General features: G+C 60.0%; 16 protein-coding genes. 8 read left to right on the top strand and 8 right to left on the bottom strand.

Annotated features, from left to right (window positions below):
- Position 1 precedes the first annotated feature (1 nt).
- The 3 genes from exoK to F3H58_RS19300 all read right to left on the bottom strand — a co-directional run bounded on the left by exoK (position 2) and on the right by F3H58_RS19300 (position 3,797).
- Entirely contained in the window at positions 2–793 is a 792-nt protein-coding gene (gene exoK, locus F3H58_RS19310) for an endo-1,3-1,4-beta-glycanase ExoK (RefSeq protein ID WP_149743355.1), read from the bottom strand.
- Positions 794–797: 4 nt separating this feature from the next.
- Entirely contained in the window at positions 798–1,946 is a 1,149-nt protein-coding gene (locus tag F3H58_RS19305; protein WP_078053822.1) for an acyltransferase family protein, read from the bottom strand.
- A gap of 372 nt (positions 1,947–2,318) precedes the next feature.
- Complete coding sequence (locus tag F3H58_RS19300) at positions 2,319–3,797, bottom strand: lipopolysaccharide biosynthesis protein (protein ID WP_149743354.1); 1,479 nt, start codon at positions 3,795–3,797, stop codon at positions 2,319–2,321.
- A 118-nt stretch (positions 3,798–3,915) separates the two neighbouring features.
- Here F3H58_RS19300 and F3H58_RS19295 point away from each other — a divergent pair, with 118 nt between their 5' ends.
- Positions 3,916–4,881: a glycosyltransferase family 2 protein gene (locus F3H58_RS19295; protein ID WP_142858617.1), complete on the top strand. Its 966-nt coding sequence runs from the start codon at positions 3,916–3,918 to the stop codon at positions 4,879–4,881.
- A gap of 52 nt (positions 4,882–4,933) precedes the next feature.
- Positions 4,934–5,902, top strand: coding sequence for a polysaccharide pyruvyl transferase family protein (locus tag F3H58_RS19290; protein WP_149743353.1), 969 nt, complete (start codon positions 4,934–4,936; stop codon positions 5,900–5,902).
- A gap of 271 nt (positions 5,903–6,173) precedes the next feature.
- Here the strand turns inward: F3H58_RS19290 and F3H58_RS19285 are convergent, their stop codons facing one another.
- Both F3H58_RS19285 and F3H58_RS19280 read right to left on the bottom strand, forming a co-directional pair.
- Positions 6,174–7,163: a glycosyltransferase family 2 protein gene (locus F3H58_RS19285; RefSeq protein WP_142781002.1), complete on the bottom strand. Its 990-nt coding sequence runs from the start codon at positions 7,161–7,163 to the stop codon at positions 6,174–6,176.
- 110 nt (positions 7,164–7,273) lie between these two features.
- A complete protein-coding gene (locus F3H58_RS19280; RefSeq protein WP_149743448.1) occupies positions 7,274–7,552 on the bottom strand; it encodes an exopolysaccharide production repressor protein in 279 nt (92 codons plus the stop codon).
- A 341-nt stretch (positions 7,553–7,893) separates the two neighbouring features.
- On the opposite strand from F3H58_RS19280, the gene F3H58_RS19275 reads away from it, so the two are divergent.
- Positions 7,894–8,160 carry a DUF6074 family protein gene (locus F3H58_RS19275; protein ID WP_149743352.1) on the top strand — a complete coding sequence of 89 codons (267 nt, stop codon included), beginning with the start codon at positions 7,894–7,896 and terminating at the stop codon, positions 8,158–8,160.
- A 72-nt stretch (positions 8,161–8,232) separates the two neighbouring features.
- Here F3H58_RS19275 and F3H58_RS19270 read toward each other — a convergent pair whose 3' ends face one another.
- A complete protein-coding gene (locus F3H58_RS19270; RefSeq protein ID WP_003508539.1) occupies positions 8,233–9,129 on the bottom strand; it encodes a tetratricopeptide repeat protein in 897 nt (298 codons plus the stop codon).
- 133 nt (positions 9,130–9,262) lie between these two features.
- Positions 9,263–9,490 (bottom strand): 30S ribosomal protein S21, encoded by a 228-nt coding sequence (rpsU, locus tag F3H58_RS19265; protein ID WP_003508541.1) that lies wholly within the window; start codon positions 9,488–9,490, stop codon positions 9,263–9,265.
- A gap of 315 nt (positions 9,491–9,805) precedes the next feature.
- Between rpsU and F3H58_RS19255 the strand changes: the two genes are divergently transcribed.
- From F3H58_RS19255 to F3H58_RS19235, 5 genes are read left to right on the top strand one after another with little or no spacing between them, the layout of a single operon-like run.
- On the top strand, positions 9,806–11,059 hold the full coding sequence (locus F3H58_RS19255; RefSeq protein WP_059756984.1) for a sarcosine oxidase subunit beta family protein: 1,254 nt from the start codon (positions 9,806–9,808) through the stop codon (positions 11,057–11,059).
- Positions 11,059–11,469: a hypothetical protein gene (locus F3H58_RS19250; protein ID WP_188128987.1), complete on the top strand. Its 411-nt coding sequence runs from the start codon at positions 11,059–11,061 to the stop codon at positions 11,467–11,469. Before F3H58_RS19255 ends, F3H58_RS19250 begins: the two co-directional genes overlap by 1 nt.
- A gap of 11 nt (positions 11,470–11,480) precedes the next feature.
- Positions 11,481–11,795 carry a sarcosine oxidase subunit delta gene (locus F3H58_RS19245; RefSeq protein ID WP_149743350.1) on the top strand — a complete coding sequence of 105 codons (315 nt, stop codon included), beginning with the start codon at positions 11,481–11,483 and terminating at the stop codon, positions 11,793–11,795.
- Positions 11,792–14,752: a sarcosine oxidase subunit alpha gene (locus F3H58_RS19240; RefSeq protein WP_149743349.1), complete on the top strand. Its 2,961-nt coding sequence runs from the start codon at positions 11,792–11,794 to the stop codon at positions 14,750–14,752. Before F3H58_RS19245 ends, F3H58_RS19240 begins: the two co-directional genes overlap by 4 nt.
- Positions 14,745–15,299 carry a sarcosine oxidase subunit gamma gene (locus tag F3H58_RS19235; protein WP_149743348.1) on the top strand — a complete coding sequence of 185 codons (555 nt, stop codon included), beginning with the start codon at positions 14,745–14,747 and terminating at the stop codon, positions 15,297–15,299. The genes F3H58_RS19240 and F3H58_RS19235 overlap by 8 nt, the downstream gene beginning before the upstream one ends.
- Here the strand turns inward: F3H58_RS19235 and F3H58_RS19230 are convergent.
- Positions 15,296–16,339, bottom strand: a complete 1,044-nt coding sequence (locus F3H58_RS19230) for a DUF2332 domain-containing protein (protein WP_149743347.1) — start codon at positions 16,337–16,339, stop codon at positions 15,296–15,298. The genes F3H58_RS19235 and F3H58_RS19230 overlap by 4 nt on opposite strands.
- Positions 16,340–16,345: the final 6 nt, after the last annotated feature.

Below are 16,345 nucleotides of genomic sequence, written 5' to 3'. Positions count from 1 at the left end.
ATCAGTTGAGGGCGCAGGCAATGGATTCCGGGAACTGGCATTTGTCGCCGAGCGCCGTGAAGGCAAAACGATCAACGACCATCTGCGTCGCGCCGGAATAGGAAAACTTGCCCATCCAGTCCTTCAGCGTGTCAGTGCCCCACAGGCTGAAGAAAATCTTCTGGGCATTCTGAGGGATTTTCGTCTCGTCGGTCACTTCGTGGACGAGCTTGCCGTTGACGTAATAACGCAGGCGCTGCGGTTCCCAGACGAAGGCGTAATCGTTGAAGCCGGCATCGGCTCCGCCTTCCACCGGCACCAGCTTCTCATTGCCGCCCTTGGCGGAAATATACTGGTTCAGCTGCACCTTGCCGGTGTTCTTGCCCAGAACCTCGAAGTCGATTTCATCGTGCGGCTTCTTGTCGGTCGGGCCGATATAGGTGAAGAAGGCGGAGTTCAGGCCCGAGCCGGTGGCGGCCTTCATGCGTGCTTCATAGGTGCCGTAGCGATAGCGCCCCTTGGTCTGGATTTCACCGCAGGCGAATTTGCGGTCGCCGGCCTTGGCTTCTTCGAAACCGAGTGTCAGCTGGCCGTTTTCCACCGTCGCCAGTTTCTTCGACCAGGTGCAGTTCTGATGCGCGCCATTGTTCCAGCCGTCGGAAACGTACCAGAAGCTTCTGTCCATGGAATCGAAGTTCTCGATGAAGGATGCGCCATTGCCTTCTTGCGCCTGGCCCGGCGTCGCAAAGGGAGCAGCCAGAAGGGCTGCGGCGAGAAGAATGCGTGTCTGAACGCGGGTGACAAATGTTGTCATTGGTTCACCTCTGTCGTTGCGAATAAAGCGTTTCGGATGTCGGCGGGCCGATCATGGCGGCCCGTTTTGCCGCAAAGTCGGCCTTCGTCTTGCCTTTGCCGCTGCGGCTTCCGGTCAGCACGGCATAGACGGCCGGCAGGTATTTGCGGGTCTGGGAATTGCTGACCACCAGAATGACGAAGGCGGAAAGCGTGGCGCTGATATAAAAAGCGGGGTAGAAATCCGGCCCGCCCTTGTTCCACACCATCCACATAATGACGAGCAGCGGATAATGGGCGCAGAAAATCCAGAAGCTCAGGCTGCCGGTTTCGGCAAGCCGCTGACCAAGGCGGCTGCGGATCAACAGGGCGGAAGACGCCCAGAAACCGAGCGCGCCGAAGACGGCAAGCAGATTGCGCGACATGTTGAGCCAGAAGGTGAATTCCGGGCCGGTGAAATAAAGTCCCGTCGCCAATATGGCCGAGGCGGCAAAGGTCAGCGCCATGATCGGCACGGCATAGGGGTCCAGCGCCTTGACGTCGATGCGATGAAGCGCCAGCGCAATGCCGAGCGAGAAGCTGAAAAGGATGGATTTCTTCTGAACGATGAAAATCGTCAGGTCTGGCATGGCGGTGATGAAGAGCAGAATGGCGAGCGTCGGCAGGGCGAAACGGCGCATCAGAAAGGCGAGCACCGGCGACAGCAGGATGCAGACGAAGAGGTCGCGCAGGAAATAAAGCGGCACATTCACCGGCAGTTCCTCAAGCGCCGTTCCGTGGCTGATGATTTCACGCGGGCTCGCATTCCACAGATCGGGGAAATACCCCACGCCGACATCGAAGAGCTGAATCAGCAATACGGCCGCAAACAGCGCGCCGTTCCACAGAAGGAAGGGCAGCAGTACGGTTTTTGACTTGGAACGGATCGTCGCCGGATAATCGAAACCGCTCATGCCCCGGCGAAACAGAAGATAGCCGGAAATGGCGCTGAGACAGGGCACGCCGATGCGAAACAGCGCATCGCCGAGGAAAACCCGCAGCCAGTCGAAGAAACCGTAAAGGCCGAGAAAAGGGCTGGTTTCGGCATCGTGCGGCACATGGACGAACACGATCCCGGAGATCAGCAATATGCGCATCAAATTGATACGGGAGGATAGGTTCTGATCGACAGTCACATCAGTCACCCCTATTGGGCGGCGTCCACCCACGCCGCGTTGCAACCAGAGCGAACTTAAGCCCGCACTGGGAAGTCTGGTTTCGACTTTGGGATAAAATGTGGCGACGCGGGAAAAACACAAGCTTAGATTTTGCGGGTGAATGTCTGGCGTTCCGGTCATTCCTGTCGCTGTAAAAATTCAAATATCTGAAATTAATGGCATTTTTATAAATACGGCCATCGTTAAAAATCGCCCAACCGTGTGAAATTGTCATTTGTCGTGATATTGCGCTGCAAAAAGAACCGCCATCCGGCCCTGCCGCGGTGAGGAAAATCACCGCGGAAAAGGCCGGTTAACGGCGGAAATGAGGCGCGTTTTTCTGCGGTTGAACTAACCTTGGGTTGCGGTATCGCGCATCCGCCGCGACTTTACCATCCCCAGGATTTTCCCCAGCAGCGCCCGTTCGGTCAGCAGGATCAGCACCGCATAGATGACGCCGCCGACGGCAGCGCCGATGAGAACCTGAAGCGTGGCATTGGGAACGCGCTCAGCCAGAAGGTGAAGCAGATAACGTACCGCAACGGCCATCACCAGCGCCGCGATCATCGGCCGGCTGCTGACATAGAGGCCACGGAAAAATGGCGTGTCGCTTGCCTTGAACACGGCCCATGAATAGGCGACCAGCGTTACCGCATTGACGATGCAGAGCCACACCATCGCGTCGATCAGGGTGCCATAAAGCGCGGCAAGCCAGACCGCGACGGTGGTGACGATGGCGCGGATCGTTGCCGACCAGAACAGTACGCGGCCGTAACCTGCTCCCTTCAGATAGGGGATGAAGGTGCTGCATGGCGTCAGAATGGCCTTCGACAGGGCGAGCAGACCGAGGACCGGCCAGGCATAGGCCCAGTTCTGCCCGAAGATGACAAGCATGGCCGGCTCCGCCACGGCCCAGAGGCCGAACATCATCGGCGCCAGGAGCACGGTCAGCACCTGCGTACTGAACATCAGCGCATCGCGCCGGCGCTGCGGATCGTCCATCATGCGGCTGAAGGCGGGAAACAGGACACCCATGACGGCCGACAGAACCACCTGATTGGGAATGCTGGCAAAGCGGTTGGAGGCGGAATAGGCGCCAGCATCCGCCAGCCCAAGATGCCGGGCAATGACCACCATCGGCGACTGGAAGGTAACGAAATTGGCGATTTCCGAGCCCATCAGCCCCGAGCTGAAGCCGAGAAGCGGCACCAGCCGGCGCGGTTTCATGACGAAACGCGGGCAATAGCGCGAAACGGCATAAAGCCCGACAAGCCGAATGAGGGCCGCGGCAAAAAGCTGGATGATCAGCGCCCAGACGCCGAAGCCCATGAAGGCGAGCGCGACGGCGACGATGGCCGCAATGCTTTCCGACGCCATGCTCCAAAGCGCGTCCTTGCTGAAATTCATGCGCCGGGCGAGCAGCGAATAGGCGACATCGCCGGCAAGCTGCAGCGGAATGAGGAAGGCCATGATGCGCAGCAGGTAAGCGCTTTCCACCGCGCCCAGAAGCCCGCCGAAAAATTCCGCGAAGATGTAGAGGACGGCGGCCATGGTGCAGGAGATGGCGAGATTGGCCCAGAAGACGGTATGGATCGTTTCCATATCCTCTTCCTTTTCGACGATGAGGGCAGAGGTGAGCCCCGCGCCGGCGATCATCGTCAGGAACTGTACAACCGTTAGTCCTACCGCCACCACCCCGAATTCCTCCGGGGAAAGCAGTCTTGCGAGAATTGGGACCGTGACAAATTTAAGCCCGAATGTCCCTGTTTTTGATAAAACGCTCCAGCCGACATTCGTGGTGATGGTCTTTACATTTGGCGCTGGGGGCATACAAGCATCCTGTTTCTGGAGGCCGGCGGGAGGAAAGCCGGTTGGGAGTTGCCGATACCATCGGGGCCGCTTTTAGGATCGGGCCCGACACTTCTTGATCAACGCAAGGGGCGAAACAATGGCAAGATTTACTGTCGTCATTCCCTACTACCAAAAGCAGCACGGTGTCTTGGGACGTGCACTCGCATCGGTTTTTGCGCAGACTTACCAGGATTTCGATCTTGTCATCGTCGATGACGAATCGCCATACCCGATCGATCAGGAACTTGCGGAACTTTCGCAGGGGGAGAAAGACCGGATTCTCGTCATTAAACAGGCCAATGCCGGCCCGGGCGGCGCCCGCAACACCGGTCTGGACAATGTGCCTGACGGCACCGACTATGTCGCCTTTCTTGATTCCGACGATATCTGGACACCCGATCATCTGCAGAATGCGGCCTTTGCGCTTCAGACCTATGGCGGCGAGTGCTACTGGGCATCCATGCAGGCAAGTGACGAATTTTATTACCATTTCGCCATTTCCGAGCTGGAGAAGAATGAGGGTGCGGCACGGCTTTCCGAGAAGCCGCTGGTGATCGAACTGCCGGATCTGGCAAGTGTGATGCTGCGCAACTGGAGCTTCCTGCATCTCTCCTGCATGGTGATCGGCCGTGCTCTTTTTGAGAAAATCCGCTTTGACCCGGCGCTTCGTCTGGCGGCGGAAGACGTGCTGTTTTTCTGCGATTCCATCCTCGCATCGAAGCGCACGCTTCTCTGTGACGACGCCGGCGCGATGCGCGGCATGGGGGTCAATATCTTCCACAGCATCGACAATACCTCGCCGGAATTCCTGCGCCAGCAGTTCAATACCTGGGTGGCGCTCGATACGCTGGAGGGGCGTTTTTCACGCCGGCCGGACGATGTCGCCTCCATCGCTTCCTATAAAAACACAGCGCGCAAACAGGCGCTGTGGAGCCAGGCGGGCAATCTGAAACGGCGCAAGGCACCCGAATTCGGACTGCTCCTGAAATGGGCGATGCGCGATCCGGCACTGCTGCGCGCCGCTTTCGAGCTCGGTGCTGGAAAAATCGTCCGCTCCAGATGAGCGAATTCTCGCCCGCAAGAATTTATATGTTTTTTCACCCAGGAGTGACCTCATGAAACCTTACCACTGGGAATCTCATCATGGAAATTTCGGTGACGATCTCAACCTGTGGCTGTGGGATTTTCTGCTTCCGGGCCTGCGCGATGTGCATGACGACGTCATGCTCGTTGGCGTCGGCACCGTGCTGAACGACGTTCTTTTGCCCGCAAAGCAGCGCAAGCTGGTGATCGGCAGCGGCTATGGTTATGGCGCGGTGCCGGATACCAGCACCGAGTTCTGGGATATTCGTTGCGTGCGCGGCGAAAAAACCGCCGCCAAGCTGGGGCTCGCGCCTGAAAAGGGCATTGTCGATCCGGCCGTCATGGTCACCGAGATGCCCGATTTCAAAGGCCTGCCGAAGCTCTACAAGAAGACCTTCGTTCCGCATTGGGAATCGGCGGAATTCGGCATGTGGGAAACCGTCTGCGAACCGGCGGGACTGACCTATCTCGACCCGCGCGGCGAGGCGAAAGCGGTGATCCGCGCCATTGCCCAGTCGGAATTCATCGTTGCTGAATCCATGCACGGCGCAATCTTGGCGGATGCCTTCCGCGTGCCATGGGTCGCGGTCAGCACCTCGCCGTCGATCAACAGCTTCAAATGGAGCGACTGGGCCGGCAGCGTGGGTGTCGAATATCAGCCGCGCTACGTCCCGGTTTCGACCCGCGCCGAGGCGGCTAAAAAGGGCTCGCGCTTCTGGGGCATGAGCTTCCCGCCGCCGCCTGGCCCCGTCATTGCCGAGACCGGTTCCGGTCCGGCGCATGAAGGCCCGGCGCATGAGGGTGACGTGCTGGTGCGGCCGCAGGAAACGCAGCCCCGCTCATTGCGCAAATTGGCCAAGCAGGTGCTGGCAGCACCTTCCACACTGGCGCTCTGGCAGGCAAGCCGTGCGGAGCCGCGTCTCAGCCCGGATGGCCGGCTGGAAGAGCGCAAGGAGCGTTTCGCCGCCGTTCTGGAAACGGTGAAGCGGGATTATCTCTGAGGGTCTACATAAAACCGGCGGCGGTGCTTGCTTTCGCGCCACGGACAAAGTGTAGCGGCACTCATGCGTTTGGCAAAGCGGGGCATCCGCAGGCCGTCACCCCGGACTTGATCTGGGGCCCAGCGCGGTCAAGTCATTGATCGCGAAAGACTCTTTCACGGCGCAGACGCGCCGTGGCTGGATGCCGGATCATCCTCGGGCTTGTTCCGGGGACCGGCATGACGGAAGAGGGAAACGCGGACTTGTCGCGGTTCTTGCGGCAGTGCTGCCCTTACGAAACCGGCGTACCGTCCAGCAGATAACGCACATCCCGCACCGGCGGCGATTTACGGAACCGGGCGGTCTTGTCGCTCCAGATGCCGCGTGTGATGGCGGGCAGGGCGGGGAGCCGCGCAAGGGCATGGCTCAGCGCGCCGCCCATGCCCTTCTGCTTTTTCGCATCGAGAAAATGGCGAAGCTCGAATTTGGCGCGGATGTGTTTTTCATGTTCGCGCAGGATCGCCGTTTCCTCTGCCGAAAGCCGGCAGCCGGCGAGAATGGCCTTGTCCGCCTCATATAAGCGGCGAAGATCTTCGGTGCGATGGCGGCCGCTCAGCGAGTTGCCGCGCACGATCGCGCCGTAACCGCAATGACGTATGACCTTGTAACGCGCGCCGGCGGCCAGCGCCCGCACGTAAAGCTCGTAATCTTCGCCGAGCCTCAGGCCGTCATCGTAACGCAGTGCATGTTTGTCGAGAAAAGCGCGGCGTATGACCGGCTTCAGAAACCCGGTTTCCCCGCGTTCGACGCCGGGCCTGGAAATATTGCCTTCCACGAATTCCGTCAGCGACAGAAACCGCGCCTGCGGCTCGAAGCGGGCAGGCTGCATGGAGGATGCGCCGGGGACCGATTGCTGGATGAAGGCGATATTGTCGGCCACCAGATCCCAGTCGTCATCGGCCAGCATGGCGGCGAAACGGCCCCGGAAAAAGAAGTCGTCCGCATCGAGAATGCTGATGAGGGGCGCCGATGAAATAGAGATGGCGTGGTTGCGCGCAGCCGAAGGGCCTCGGTTTACTTCGAATCGGACGACCCGCAGACGGCCCGTGCCGTCATCCGCCGCATGTGCCACATCGCTTGTCGTGTCGGTGGAACCATCGTCGATCACCACCACTTCGCCGACCTCCGGCTCCACAAGGGCGGAACGTATGGCGATATCGATCGTTTCGGATGCATTTTTCGCAGCGATGATGACGCAAATGGGCTGTGAACCGCTCACCATGTATTGTCCTTCTGCTTTGACCAACCGTCAGGATTTGGCCAGCAGAAAGTGTCACGGGTATGGATGCAAGCGATTTTTTTGCGACGCAATAAATGAAGCTGCGTAAAAGCTCACATATCGGTCAGTTTCGCACCGTGCGGCGGCGGGCTTTTTACGGCGTCCGCCTGCATTGCCTCGGCGCCACGGTCCCGCGCGAAGGTTTCGCGCATCCGCCGTTTTTCCCGGGCGACCAGGACGACAATCCCAATGAAATAACCGACTTGCAGAATGACCGCGCAGATGAGGGTCTGGATGAATGCCGTATAGAACGAGCCGTGGATGAAATATGTCGCAACCGCAAAGGTAAGCAATGCACCGATCATGCTGAAAAAAACACGAGGTGCATACATGGTGCTCTCCTCCCGAGAACGATTTCTCCATTTTTGACTGCGCTGCGGCATTTTTCTTCTTTGCAAGAAATATACGATGAGACCGGTGCTGTTTCAACACACATATACTTCTTCTAACGGTTGCGGCATGAAATTTCGGTAATCTTGATTGGTAAATTCCTCGGTAATCGATGACTTCCCCGAATCGGGGCCGCCTTACCAGGCGATTTCCCGCTTTTGAGAGGCGTAAAATCATTCTCTTGCGGCCATTTGTCGGCTGTCTTACGCCCTCTGCAGACTTCGTTAACCATCTCGCCTTTAAAAAGTCGGTATTGATTCCTCAGCAAGAGCAAGGTGCCCGCGTGACAACGAGTTCAGAAGTAATCGCCTTTCCGGCAAAGAACCGTATTGCCGACGTAAAAAGATGTGCAACCATGCTGGACCGGCTGCATGGTGTGGAGGCGAATGATTTCTGGCGCAGGGAGTGCCGTGAGCTGGCCGCCCGTCTGATGGCGCTTGGCTATGAGGACGCCGCCATGCGGCGCGAGGTCATGGAATTTCAAAACGCCGTGCAGGCGGAATTATGGGCGGTTGACGCCACGCCCGAGGCGCGCCGAGACAGCCATTGAGGCCTCAGCGTTTTCCATAAAAAAGGCCGGCAGGTGTCACACCTGCCGGCTTTTTTGTTCATGCCCGTTTGATCAGGAAGCGCCGGCGCCGCGTGTGCGGGCAACGCCGTCAAGTGCGGGCTTGTATTTCGGGTCGAGCCGGGCTGCATGGCCATAGGACTTGGCGGCCTTGGCCATCTCGCCGCGACGCTCATAAACAAGCGCCTGGTTGGCCCAGGATTCCGCCACATTGCCATCCAGCGAAATGGCGTGGTTGAAATCGGCGAAGGCGTTTTCATCGTCGTTCAAGGCGACATAAGAAAGGCCGCGGCCGTTATAGGGCTCGGGCGAGGTCGACGACAGCGAGATTGCCTTGGAGAAGTCCTCGATGGCCTGGGCATGCTGGTTGCGCAGCTGGTAGATCAGGCCGCGATTGTGCCAGGCGCGTCCATCGGTGGTTTCAAGCTCGATGGCGCGGGAGAAATCGTTGAAGGCTTCGTTCACGCGTCCGGACTGGCGGTAAAGATTGCCGCGGCCGATCAGCGCCACATCGTAGCTCGGATTGATTTGCAGGGCGGCGTTGTAGTCCTGCAGGGCCTGCTGCTGCTGCCCGGAGTTGCGATAGACCAGCGCGCGGTTGGCATAGGCCTGATAAAAGCGCGGGTTGAGCTGCAGCGCCTTGTTGAAATCCTCGATGGCGCGGCGCGAGTCGCCGGCGCGGCCGTAAGCCGAACCACGGACGTTATAGCCTTCGGGATCCTGCGGATTGGCGTTGATGACCGAGGTGAGCGAGGCGATGTTTTCCTGCGAACCCTGGGCACGGTCGATCCTGAATACATCTTCCGTCTGGTTGGATGTCGCGCAGCCGGAAAGACCGGCAAGGACGGTACAGACGACCAGAGAAGCGCGGAACCCTCTGTTGTTTTTCAATGGCACCCGGCGCGTTGAGGCATCGGAGTTTTTCACAACACAGGCGTCGACAGCGATCATTCGGTGTGGGTTCCCTCGCAGGCCGGTCTCACAGTCGTTTTCAAGAGCGTTCTCCGGCCACAAACACAAAGAGCGGCGGCGAATTGATCGCCCCCGCCCAACAAGCATTCAAAAACGTCCAAAAGACGGCCTATTAACGGCCTGCGCGGGGGCCTGCAACCAGACCTTCGCGCTGTGCACGCTTGCGTGCCAGCTTGCGAACGCGGCGAACGGCTTCAGCCTTTTCGCGGGCGCGCTTCTGGGAGGGCTTTTCGTAGTAATCGCGCATTTTCATTTCACGGAAAATGCCTTCGCGCTGCATCTTTTTCTTCAGGGCGCGGAGCGCCTGATCAACGTTATTGTCGCGGACTAGTACCTGCACGTGAATCCCGTTCCTTTGGTTTGGTTAATTTGCTATGTGAATAAGGCATTCGCACGCAAATAAAAATCGTTCGTTCGGCTGTCGAGCCGGGCGATTGGTGACGTGCAATAACAGATCATTTGAGCCAAGTCCAGCCGGTCGCGCATAATCACCCAGCAAAATGCGGCTTGCCCGGAATTCTGCCTGCGATGTCGAAACAAAATCATTGCGGCGTCGCAAAATGGATATTGCCTCCCATCCCGATTTGCCATGTGTATGATAAGGGCCGGAGCCATGTTTCCGGCTTCTGGCCGGTTCTTGAGGAGCAGATTGCGAATGCGCAAATATTCCGTTTTTGCCGTGGCGCGTGAGGCGCTCAGAGGTCATAAGGGGTGGGATGCGCAATGGGCTTCGCCCGAGCCGCGCAAGGATTACGATGTCATCATCATCGGCGGCGGCGGCCACGGGCTGGGGGCTGCCTATTATCTTGCCAAGGAACACGGCATTACCAATGTCGCAGTTCTGGAAAAAGGCTGGCTTGGCGGCGGCAATACCGGCCGCAACACCACCATCATCCGCTCCAACTATCTCTATGAAGAGAGCATGGATATTTACGAGCATTCCCTGAAACTGTGGGAAGGCCTGAGCCAGGATCTCAATTACAACGTCATGTATTCGGCGCGCGGCGTGATGATGCTGTCGCACAATATCCATGACCGGCAATCCTTCAGCCGCCATATCAATGCCAACCGTCTTTACGGCATAGACAATGAGTGGCTGACGCCGGAGCAGGCGAAGGCCTATTGCCCGCCGCTCGATATTTCCGGCAATGCGCGGTATCCGATCAATGGCGCAGCGCTCCAGCGCCGCGGCGGCACGGCGCGCCACGACGCGGTTGCCTGGGGTTATGCCCGCGCGGCCTCCGACCGCGGCGTGCACATCATCCAGAACTGCGAGGTTACGGGCATTCGCCGTGGGCCGGACGGGGCGGTGACGGGTGTGGAGACCAATCGCGGTTTCATCGGTGCGAAGAAGATCGGCGTTTCCGCTGCCGGTCATTCCTCCGTCATCATGAAAATGGCGGATGTGCGCGTTCCGCTGCATTCCAACCCGCTGCAGGCGCTGGTTTCGGAGCCGCTGAAGCCGATTTTCCCCTGCGTGGTGATGTCCAACACGGTCCACGCCTATATTTCGCAATCCGACAAGGGCGAGCTGGTCATCGGCGCGGGCACCGATCAATATAACTCCTATTCCCAGACCGGCGGCCTGCAGATCATCACCCACACGCTCGACGCGATCTGCGAGCTGTTCCCGATCTTCCGCCGCGTCAAGATGATGCGCCAATGGGGCGGCATTACCGACAATACGCCCGACCGCTCCGCGATCCAGAGCGTGACGCCGGTGCAGAACCTCTTCGTCAATTGCGGCTGGGGCACCGGCGGCTTCAAGGCGACCCCGGGTTCGGCGAACCTCTTCGCGCATCTCATCGCGCGCGGTGAACCGCATCGTCTGGCGGCGGGGCTGACGCTCGACCGGTTCCGCACCGGCCGTCTTATCGATGAGGCTGCCGCTGCCGCGGTGGCGCATTGATGCTGGCGGCGGCCATGCTTGCGATCAACATATCAGGCGCGGCCGTGGCCGTGCCCGCCGGCAGCGTCATTCCCGAGGCCAGGGATTTTCGCAGCCAGAAGATTGCGAAGATGCAGGGTGAGAAAGACTGGCCTTTCGTGGCGGAAAAAGGCCTGCTTCTCTGTGCTCCCAGTCTCGCGAACAAGATGGTTTATTTTGTCGGTGAGAAGGAGGATGGCGAGCAGGATTACCCCTTCGCAATCGACACCGACATGATGGCGGTTGCCATCGTCAATATGGGCCGGGCCTCGGCGCTACGCCCTTTCGATAATTTCGAGCAGCTTTTAAAGCGGCTTTCCCCTTTCGTAGCCATGGGAAAGCGGCTGTGTGACCAACCCGCCGGAACAGCGCTTCCGGAAAATTCTCTCTAGGTGGAGCGACGATGCTTCTGATCCATTGCCCCTATTGCGGGGAAGACCGTTCCGAACTGGAATTCCGCTGGGCGGGCGAAGCCCATATTGCCCGGCCGGAAAACATCGCCGATATTTCCGACGAGGCCTTCGCCGAATATTTCTTCATTCGCGACAATGACAAGGGCCTCGTTTTCGAGCGCTGGCGTCACATTCACGGCTGCGGCCGCTTCTTCAACGCCGCCCGCGATTCGGTCAGCGACAAATTCCTGATGACCTACAAGGCGGGTGAGCCGAAACCTGATACTGAGACGGTCCTTGCCGCAGAAAAGGGAGCCGGGCAATGAGCGGCGATTATCGTATCAAGGGGGCCGGTCGTCTCACCCCGGCCAGAACCGCGCGCTTCACCTTCGATGGCAAGATTTATCAGGCGCTGGAGGGGGACACGGTCGCCTCCGCGCTTCTGGCCAATGGCGTGCATCTGATCGGCCGCTCGTTCAAATATCACCGGCCGCGCGGCTTCCTTTCCGCCGGGCCGGAAGAGCCGAATGCGCTGATCGACGTTTCCCGCGACAGCCTGCGCAAGCAGCCCAATGTGCGCGCCACGGTGCAGGAAGTGTTCGACGGCGCGATCATCGCCTCGCAGAACCGTTTCCCGTCGCTGTCCTTCGATCTGAGCGCCATCAACGACCTCCTGTCGCCGATGTTCGCGGCCGGTTTTTATTATAAGACCTTCATGTGGCCGAAGGCCGCCTGGCACAGGGTTTACGAACCGCTGATCCGCCGCGCCGCCGGTCTTGGCAAGGCGCCGAGCGAGCCGGATGCGGATCATTATTCCGGCCGTTATGCCCATTGCGACGTGCTGGTGGCCGGTGCCGGCGTTGCTGGTCTGACGGCGGCGCTTGCTGCCGCGAAAACCGGCGCCAGCGTCATTCTGGTCGATGAAAATGCCGAAGTCGGCGGCGCGCTGCGTTTCGACACTGGCACGGTCATCGACGCTCTGCCCGGTTACGAATGGGCGCAGAAGGTTTTTGCCGAACTGAAGTCCCTTCCCAATGTGCGGGTTCTGACCCGCACCACCGCTTTTGGTTATTACAACCACAATTTCGTGGCGCTGGCCGAGCGGGTGACCGATCATCTCGCCACGCCCGCCAGACACCAGCCACGCGAGCGGCTGTGGCAGGTGCGCGCCAAAAAGGTCGTGCTGGCGGCGGGTGCGATCGAACGCCACATGGTCTTTGCCAATAATGACCGCCCCGGCATCATGCTGGCCTCGGCTGCACGTACCTATCTCAACCATTACGGCGTCGCCGTGGGCCAAAATGTCGGGGTCTACACCGCCCATGATTCGGCCTATGAGACGGCTTTCGATCTGAAGAAGGCCGGGGTGAAGATCGCCGCCATCGTCGATTGCCGCGAGAACCCCGATCAGCGCCTGCTGGATGAGGCGCGGGCGCTCGGCATCGAAGTGCTGGCGGGCCATAGCGTTTACAATACCGCCGGCCGCCTGCGTGTGTCTTCCATGACAGTTGGCCGCAATGGCGGCTCCAACAAGCGCAAGATCGCCATCGATGCGCTTGTGGTTTCGGCCGGCTGGACGCCTTCGGTGCATCTCTTCTCGCAATCGCGCGGCAAGCTGAAGTTTGACGCGGCTAACCAGCGTTTCCTGCCAGATATCCATGTGCAGAACGGTGTTTCCATCGGCGCCTGCAACGGCACGGACGATCTTTCCGCGCTGCTTGCCGAGGCTGCGGCTGCCGGTGGCGGCGGCGTGGAGTTTTCCGGTGAGAATGCGCGGACCTGGACCGGTGGCATGATCGGTGCGGCCGAAGGCGCGGGTGAGGGCACCGGCGTCAAGGCCTTCATCGATTTCCAGCACGATGTCTGCGCCAAGGATATCCGCCTTGCCGTGCGCGAAGGCATGCATTCCGTCGAGCATATCAAGCGCTTCACCACCAATGGCATGGCGTCCGATCAGGGCAAGATGTCCAATATGCACGGCCTTGCCATCGCATCGGAGGCGCTTGGCCGGGATTTGCCCAAGGTCGGTCTCACCACCTTCCGCCAGCCCTATACGCCGGTCACCTTCGGAACGCTCATCAACCATTCGCGCGGCGCACTGTTCGACCCGGCCCGCAAGACACCGATGCACGAGGAAGAGCTTGCGGCCGGTGCGGTGTTCGAGGATGTCGGCAACTGGAAGCGCGCCTGGTTTTTCCCGCGGGCGGGTGAGGACATGCATGAGGCGATCAACCGCGAATGCAAGACGGTTCGGACAAGCGTCGGCGTGTTCGATGCCTCCACACTCGGCAAGATTGAAGTGGTCGGCCCGGATGCGGCGAAGTTCCTGAACCTCATCTACACCAATGCCTGGGACACGCTGAAACCCGGCCGCTGCCGTTACGGCATCATGACCCGCGAAGACGGTTTCGTTTACGACGACGGCGTCGTCGGGCGTCTTGCCGAAGACCGTTTCCATGTGACGACCACCACGGGCGGCGCGCCGCGCGTTCTCCAGCATATGGAAGATTATCTCCAGACCGAATTCCCCGATCTCAATGTCTGGCTCACCTCGGCCACCGAACAATGGGCCGTTATTGCCGTGCAGGGGCCAAAGGCGCGCGAGGTTATCGCGCCCTTCGTCGAGGGCATTGATTTGTCTCCGGAAGCCTTTCCGCATATGGCGGTGGCCGAAGGCACCTTCTGCGGCGTGCCGACGCGGCTCTTCCGCGTGTCATTCACCGGCGAACTCGGTTTCGAAATCAACGTTCCGGCCGATTACGGCGCAGCCGTCTGGTCGGCGATCCGCGAAAGGGCGGAAGCCGTCGGCGGCTGCCTTTATGGCACCGAGACCATGCACATTCTGCGTGCGGAAAAGGGCTATATCATCGTCGGGCAGGATACGGACGGCACGGTGACGCCTGACGATGCCGGGCTTGCCTGGGCCGTTTCCAAAAAGAAGACGGATTTCGTCGGCATTCGCGGGCTGAAACGCACCGATCTCACGCGCTCCGGCCGCAAACAGCTTGTCGGCCTGAAGACGAAAGACCGGCTGACCGTTCCGGACGAGGGCGGCCAGATCGTTGTCGATCCGAACCAGCCGAAACCAATGACCATGCTCGGCCATGTCACCTCCGCCTACTGGTCGGAAAATCTCGGCCATTCCATCGCTTTCGCGCTGGTGGCGGATGGCAGGGCGCGCATGGGCGAAACGCTCTATATTCCGCTCGCCGATAAAACCGTTGCCGTCGAAGTGACCGACATGGTCTTCCTCGACAAGGAAGGAGCCCGTCTCAATGGCTGACAAACTTCACGCAAAACGCAAATCCGTGCTCGAGGATTTTCACGGCGGCTCTCCCATCGTTTCGCTGAAACCCGCTGCTTCCGCCTCGCGGCTCTCGTTGCGCGCCCGGGAAAGTGCCCTGCCGGCACTTTCGGAAGCGCTCGGTCTTGCCCTGCCTGCCCGCCCGAAAAGCTCCGTCACCTCGGGCCTGCGGTCCGCTTTGTGGCTCGGCCCGGATGAATGGCTGGTGATCGATCAGGGCGAGAGCGACCTGATGGCGGCTCTCGCCGGCGTTTCCGGCCTGTTTTCTGCAACCGATGTTTCCCACCGCAACACGGCCGTCATCGTCTCCGGTGCCGGTGCGGAAGCGGCACTCAATGCCGGCTGCCCGCAGGATCTTTCTCTCGCAAAGTTTCCGGTCGGCGCGTGCTCGCGCACCGTTTTAGGCAAGGCGGAAGTGGTGCTGCTGCGCACGGCGGACGATACGTTCCGGGTGGAATGCTGGCGTTCCTTTGCGGAATATGTCGGCGGGCTGTTGCAGGAAGCGGCTGAGGACGTGGCGGTTTAACCCGCCATCCAGCCCCGCCATTCCACCCATCGCCCATGGAAATCGGCCCGGCCGATTTCCTGTTTCTCGCCGGTCGGCCAGATCTGCAGGGTAATGGCGGCGCTGCCCGGCGTCGCATCCGCCTCCATTTGCAGCCGGGCAAGCGGGGCATCCGGCGTGGCGAGGGTTCCAGCTTCGGCAATCACAGCCTCGCCTTCCTGTTTCAGTCCATCGGGCAGATATTGCCAGGCGACTGAGTGATAGACGACGTGGACAGCGCCCGCATATTGCGTGGCAAGGCGGCGTTTCAGCCAGTCGACCGCGTCCGCCTTCTCGACATGCAGACCATGTCCCACGGCTATCCGCATGGCGGCGGCGGTTCGCTCCAGCCTGTCTGTCTGGTCGGCCCAGACATAGGACATCAGCCGCAGGCGATCTTCGGCGGATGACGGGTCGAGCGGGTTGAGATCGCAGCCGGCGCGCTCGATAACCTCGATCCGCTCATGGGCGGGCGTGTCGCCGCGCCATTCCGGTGACAGGAAAACATCGGATTGCTCACCCCAGGTGAGGTCGCCGAGGCGATATCGGTAACGGTCGAATTGCAGGTTGAGGCCAGCGCTGGCTCCGACTTCGGAAAGCACCAGCGGCTTGCCGGTCAGTGCCGCAATCGAAAGAAAGCCCGGCAGCAGAACGGCGGAACGGCGAACCTCGTTGGTCTGCGGCGGTGATTTCAACCTTTCGAGGATGAAGGCGGAATGAAAACGCAGGGCGCTGGCGCAGGCCTGCCAGAGCGCTTCTTCGTCTTCCGGCGGGATATCGGCAAGCGGCGCGATCTTTTCCTCGATGGCGAGCGCATGCAGGGCGCCCGCCAGCCGCAGGGGAACGGAATCGCCCGAGGGGCCGACATCGCCGGGCCAGGACAAGATCCGCTCGCCCACCTCGGTATGGCGGTCGAGTCTTGCTGCCATGGCGCGGCAGAGCCGTGCGGTAAAAGGCGAGCCGAGGCTGTCGCAGGCTCTTGCCTGCACGAGAAACGCATTCCTTACGGCTTCGTCATGCATGCGGTC

Source organism: Rhizobium sp. NFACC06-2, assembly GCF_900101425.1.
Lineage (GTDB): Bacteria > Pseudomonadota > Alphaproteobacteria > Rhizobiales > Rhizobiaceae > Agrobacterium > Agrobacterium leguminum.
This window is presented reverse-complemented; position numbering and strand designations above follow the sequence as displayed.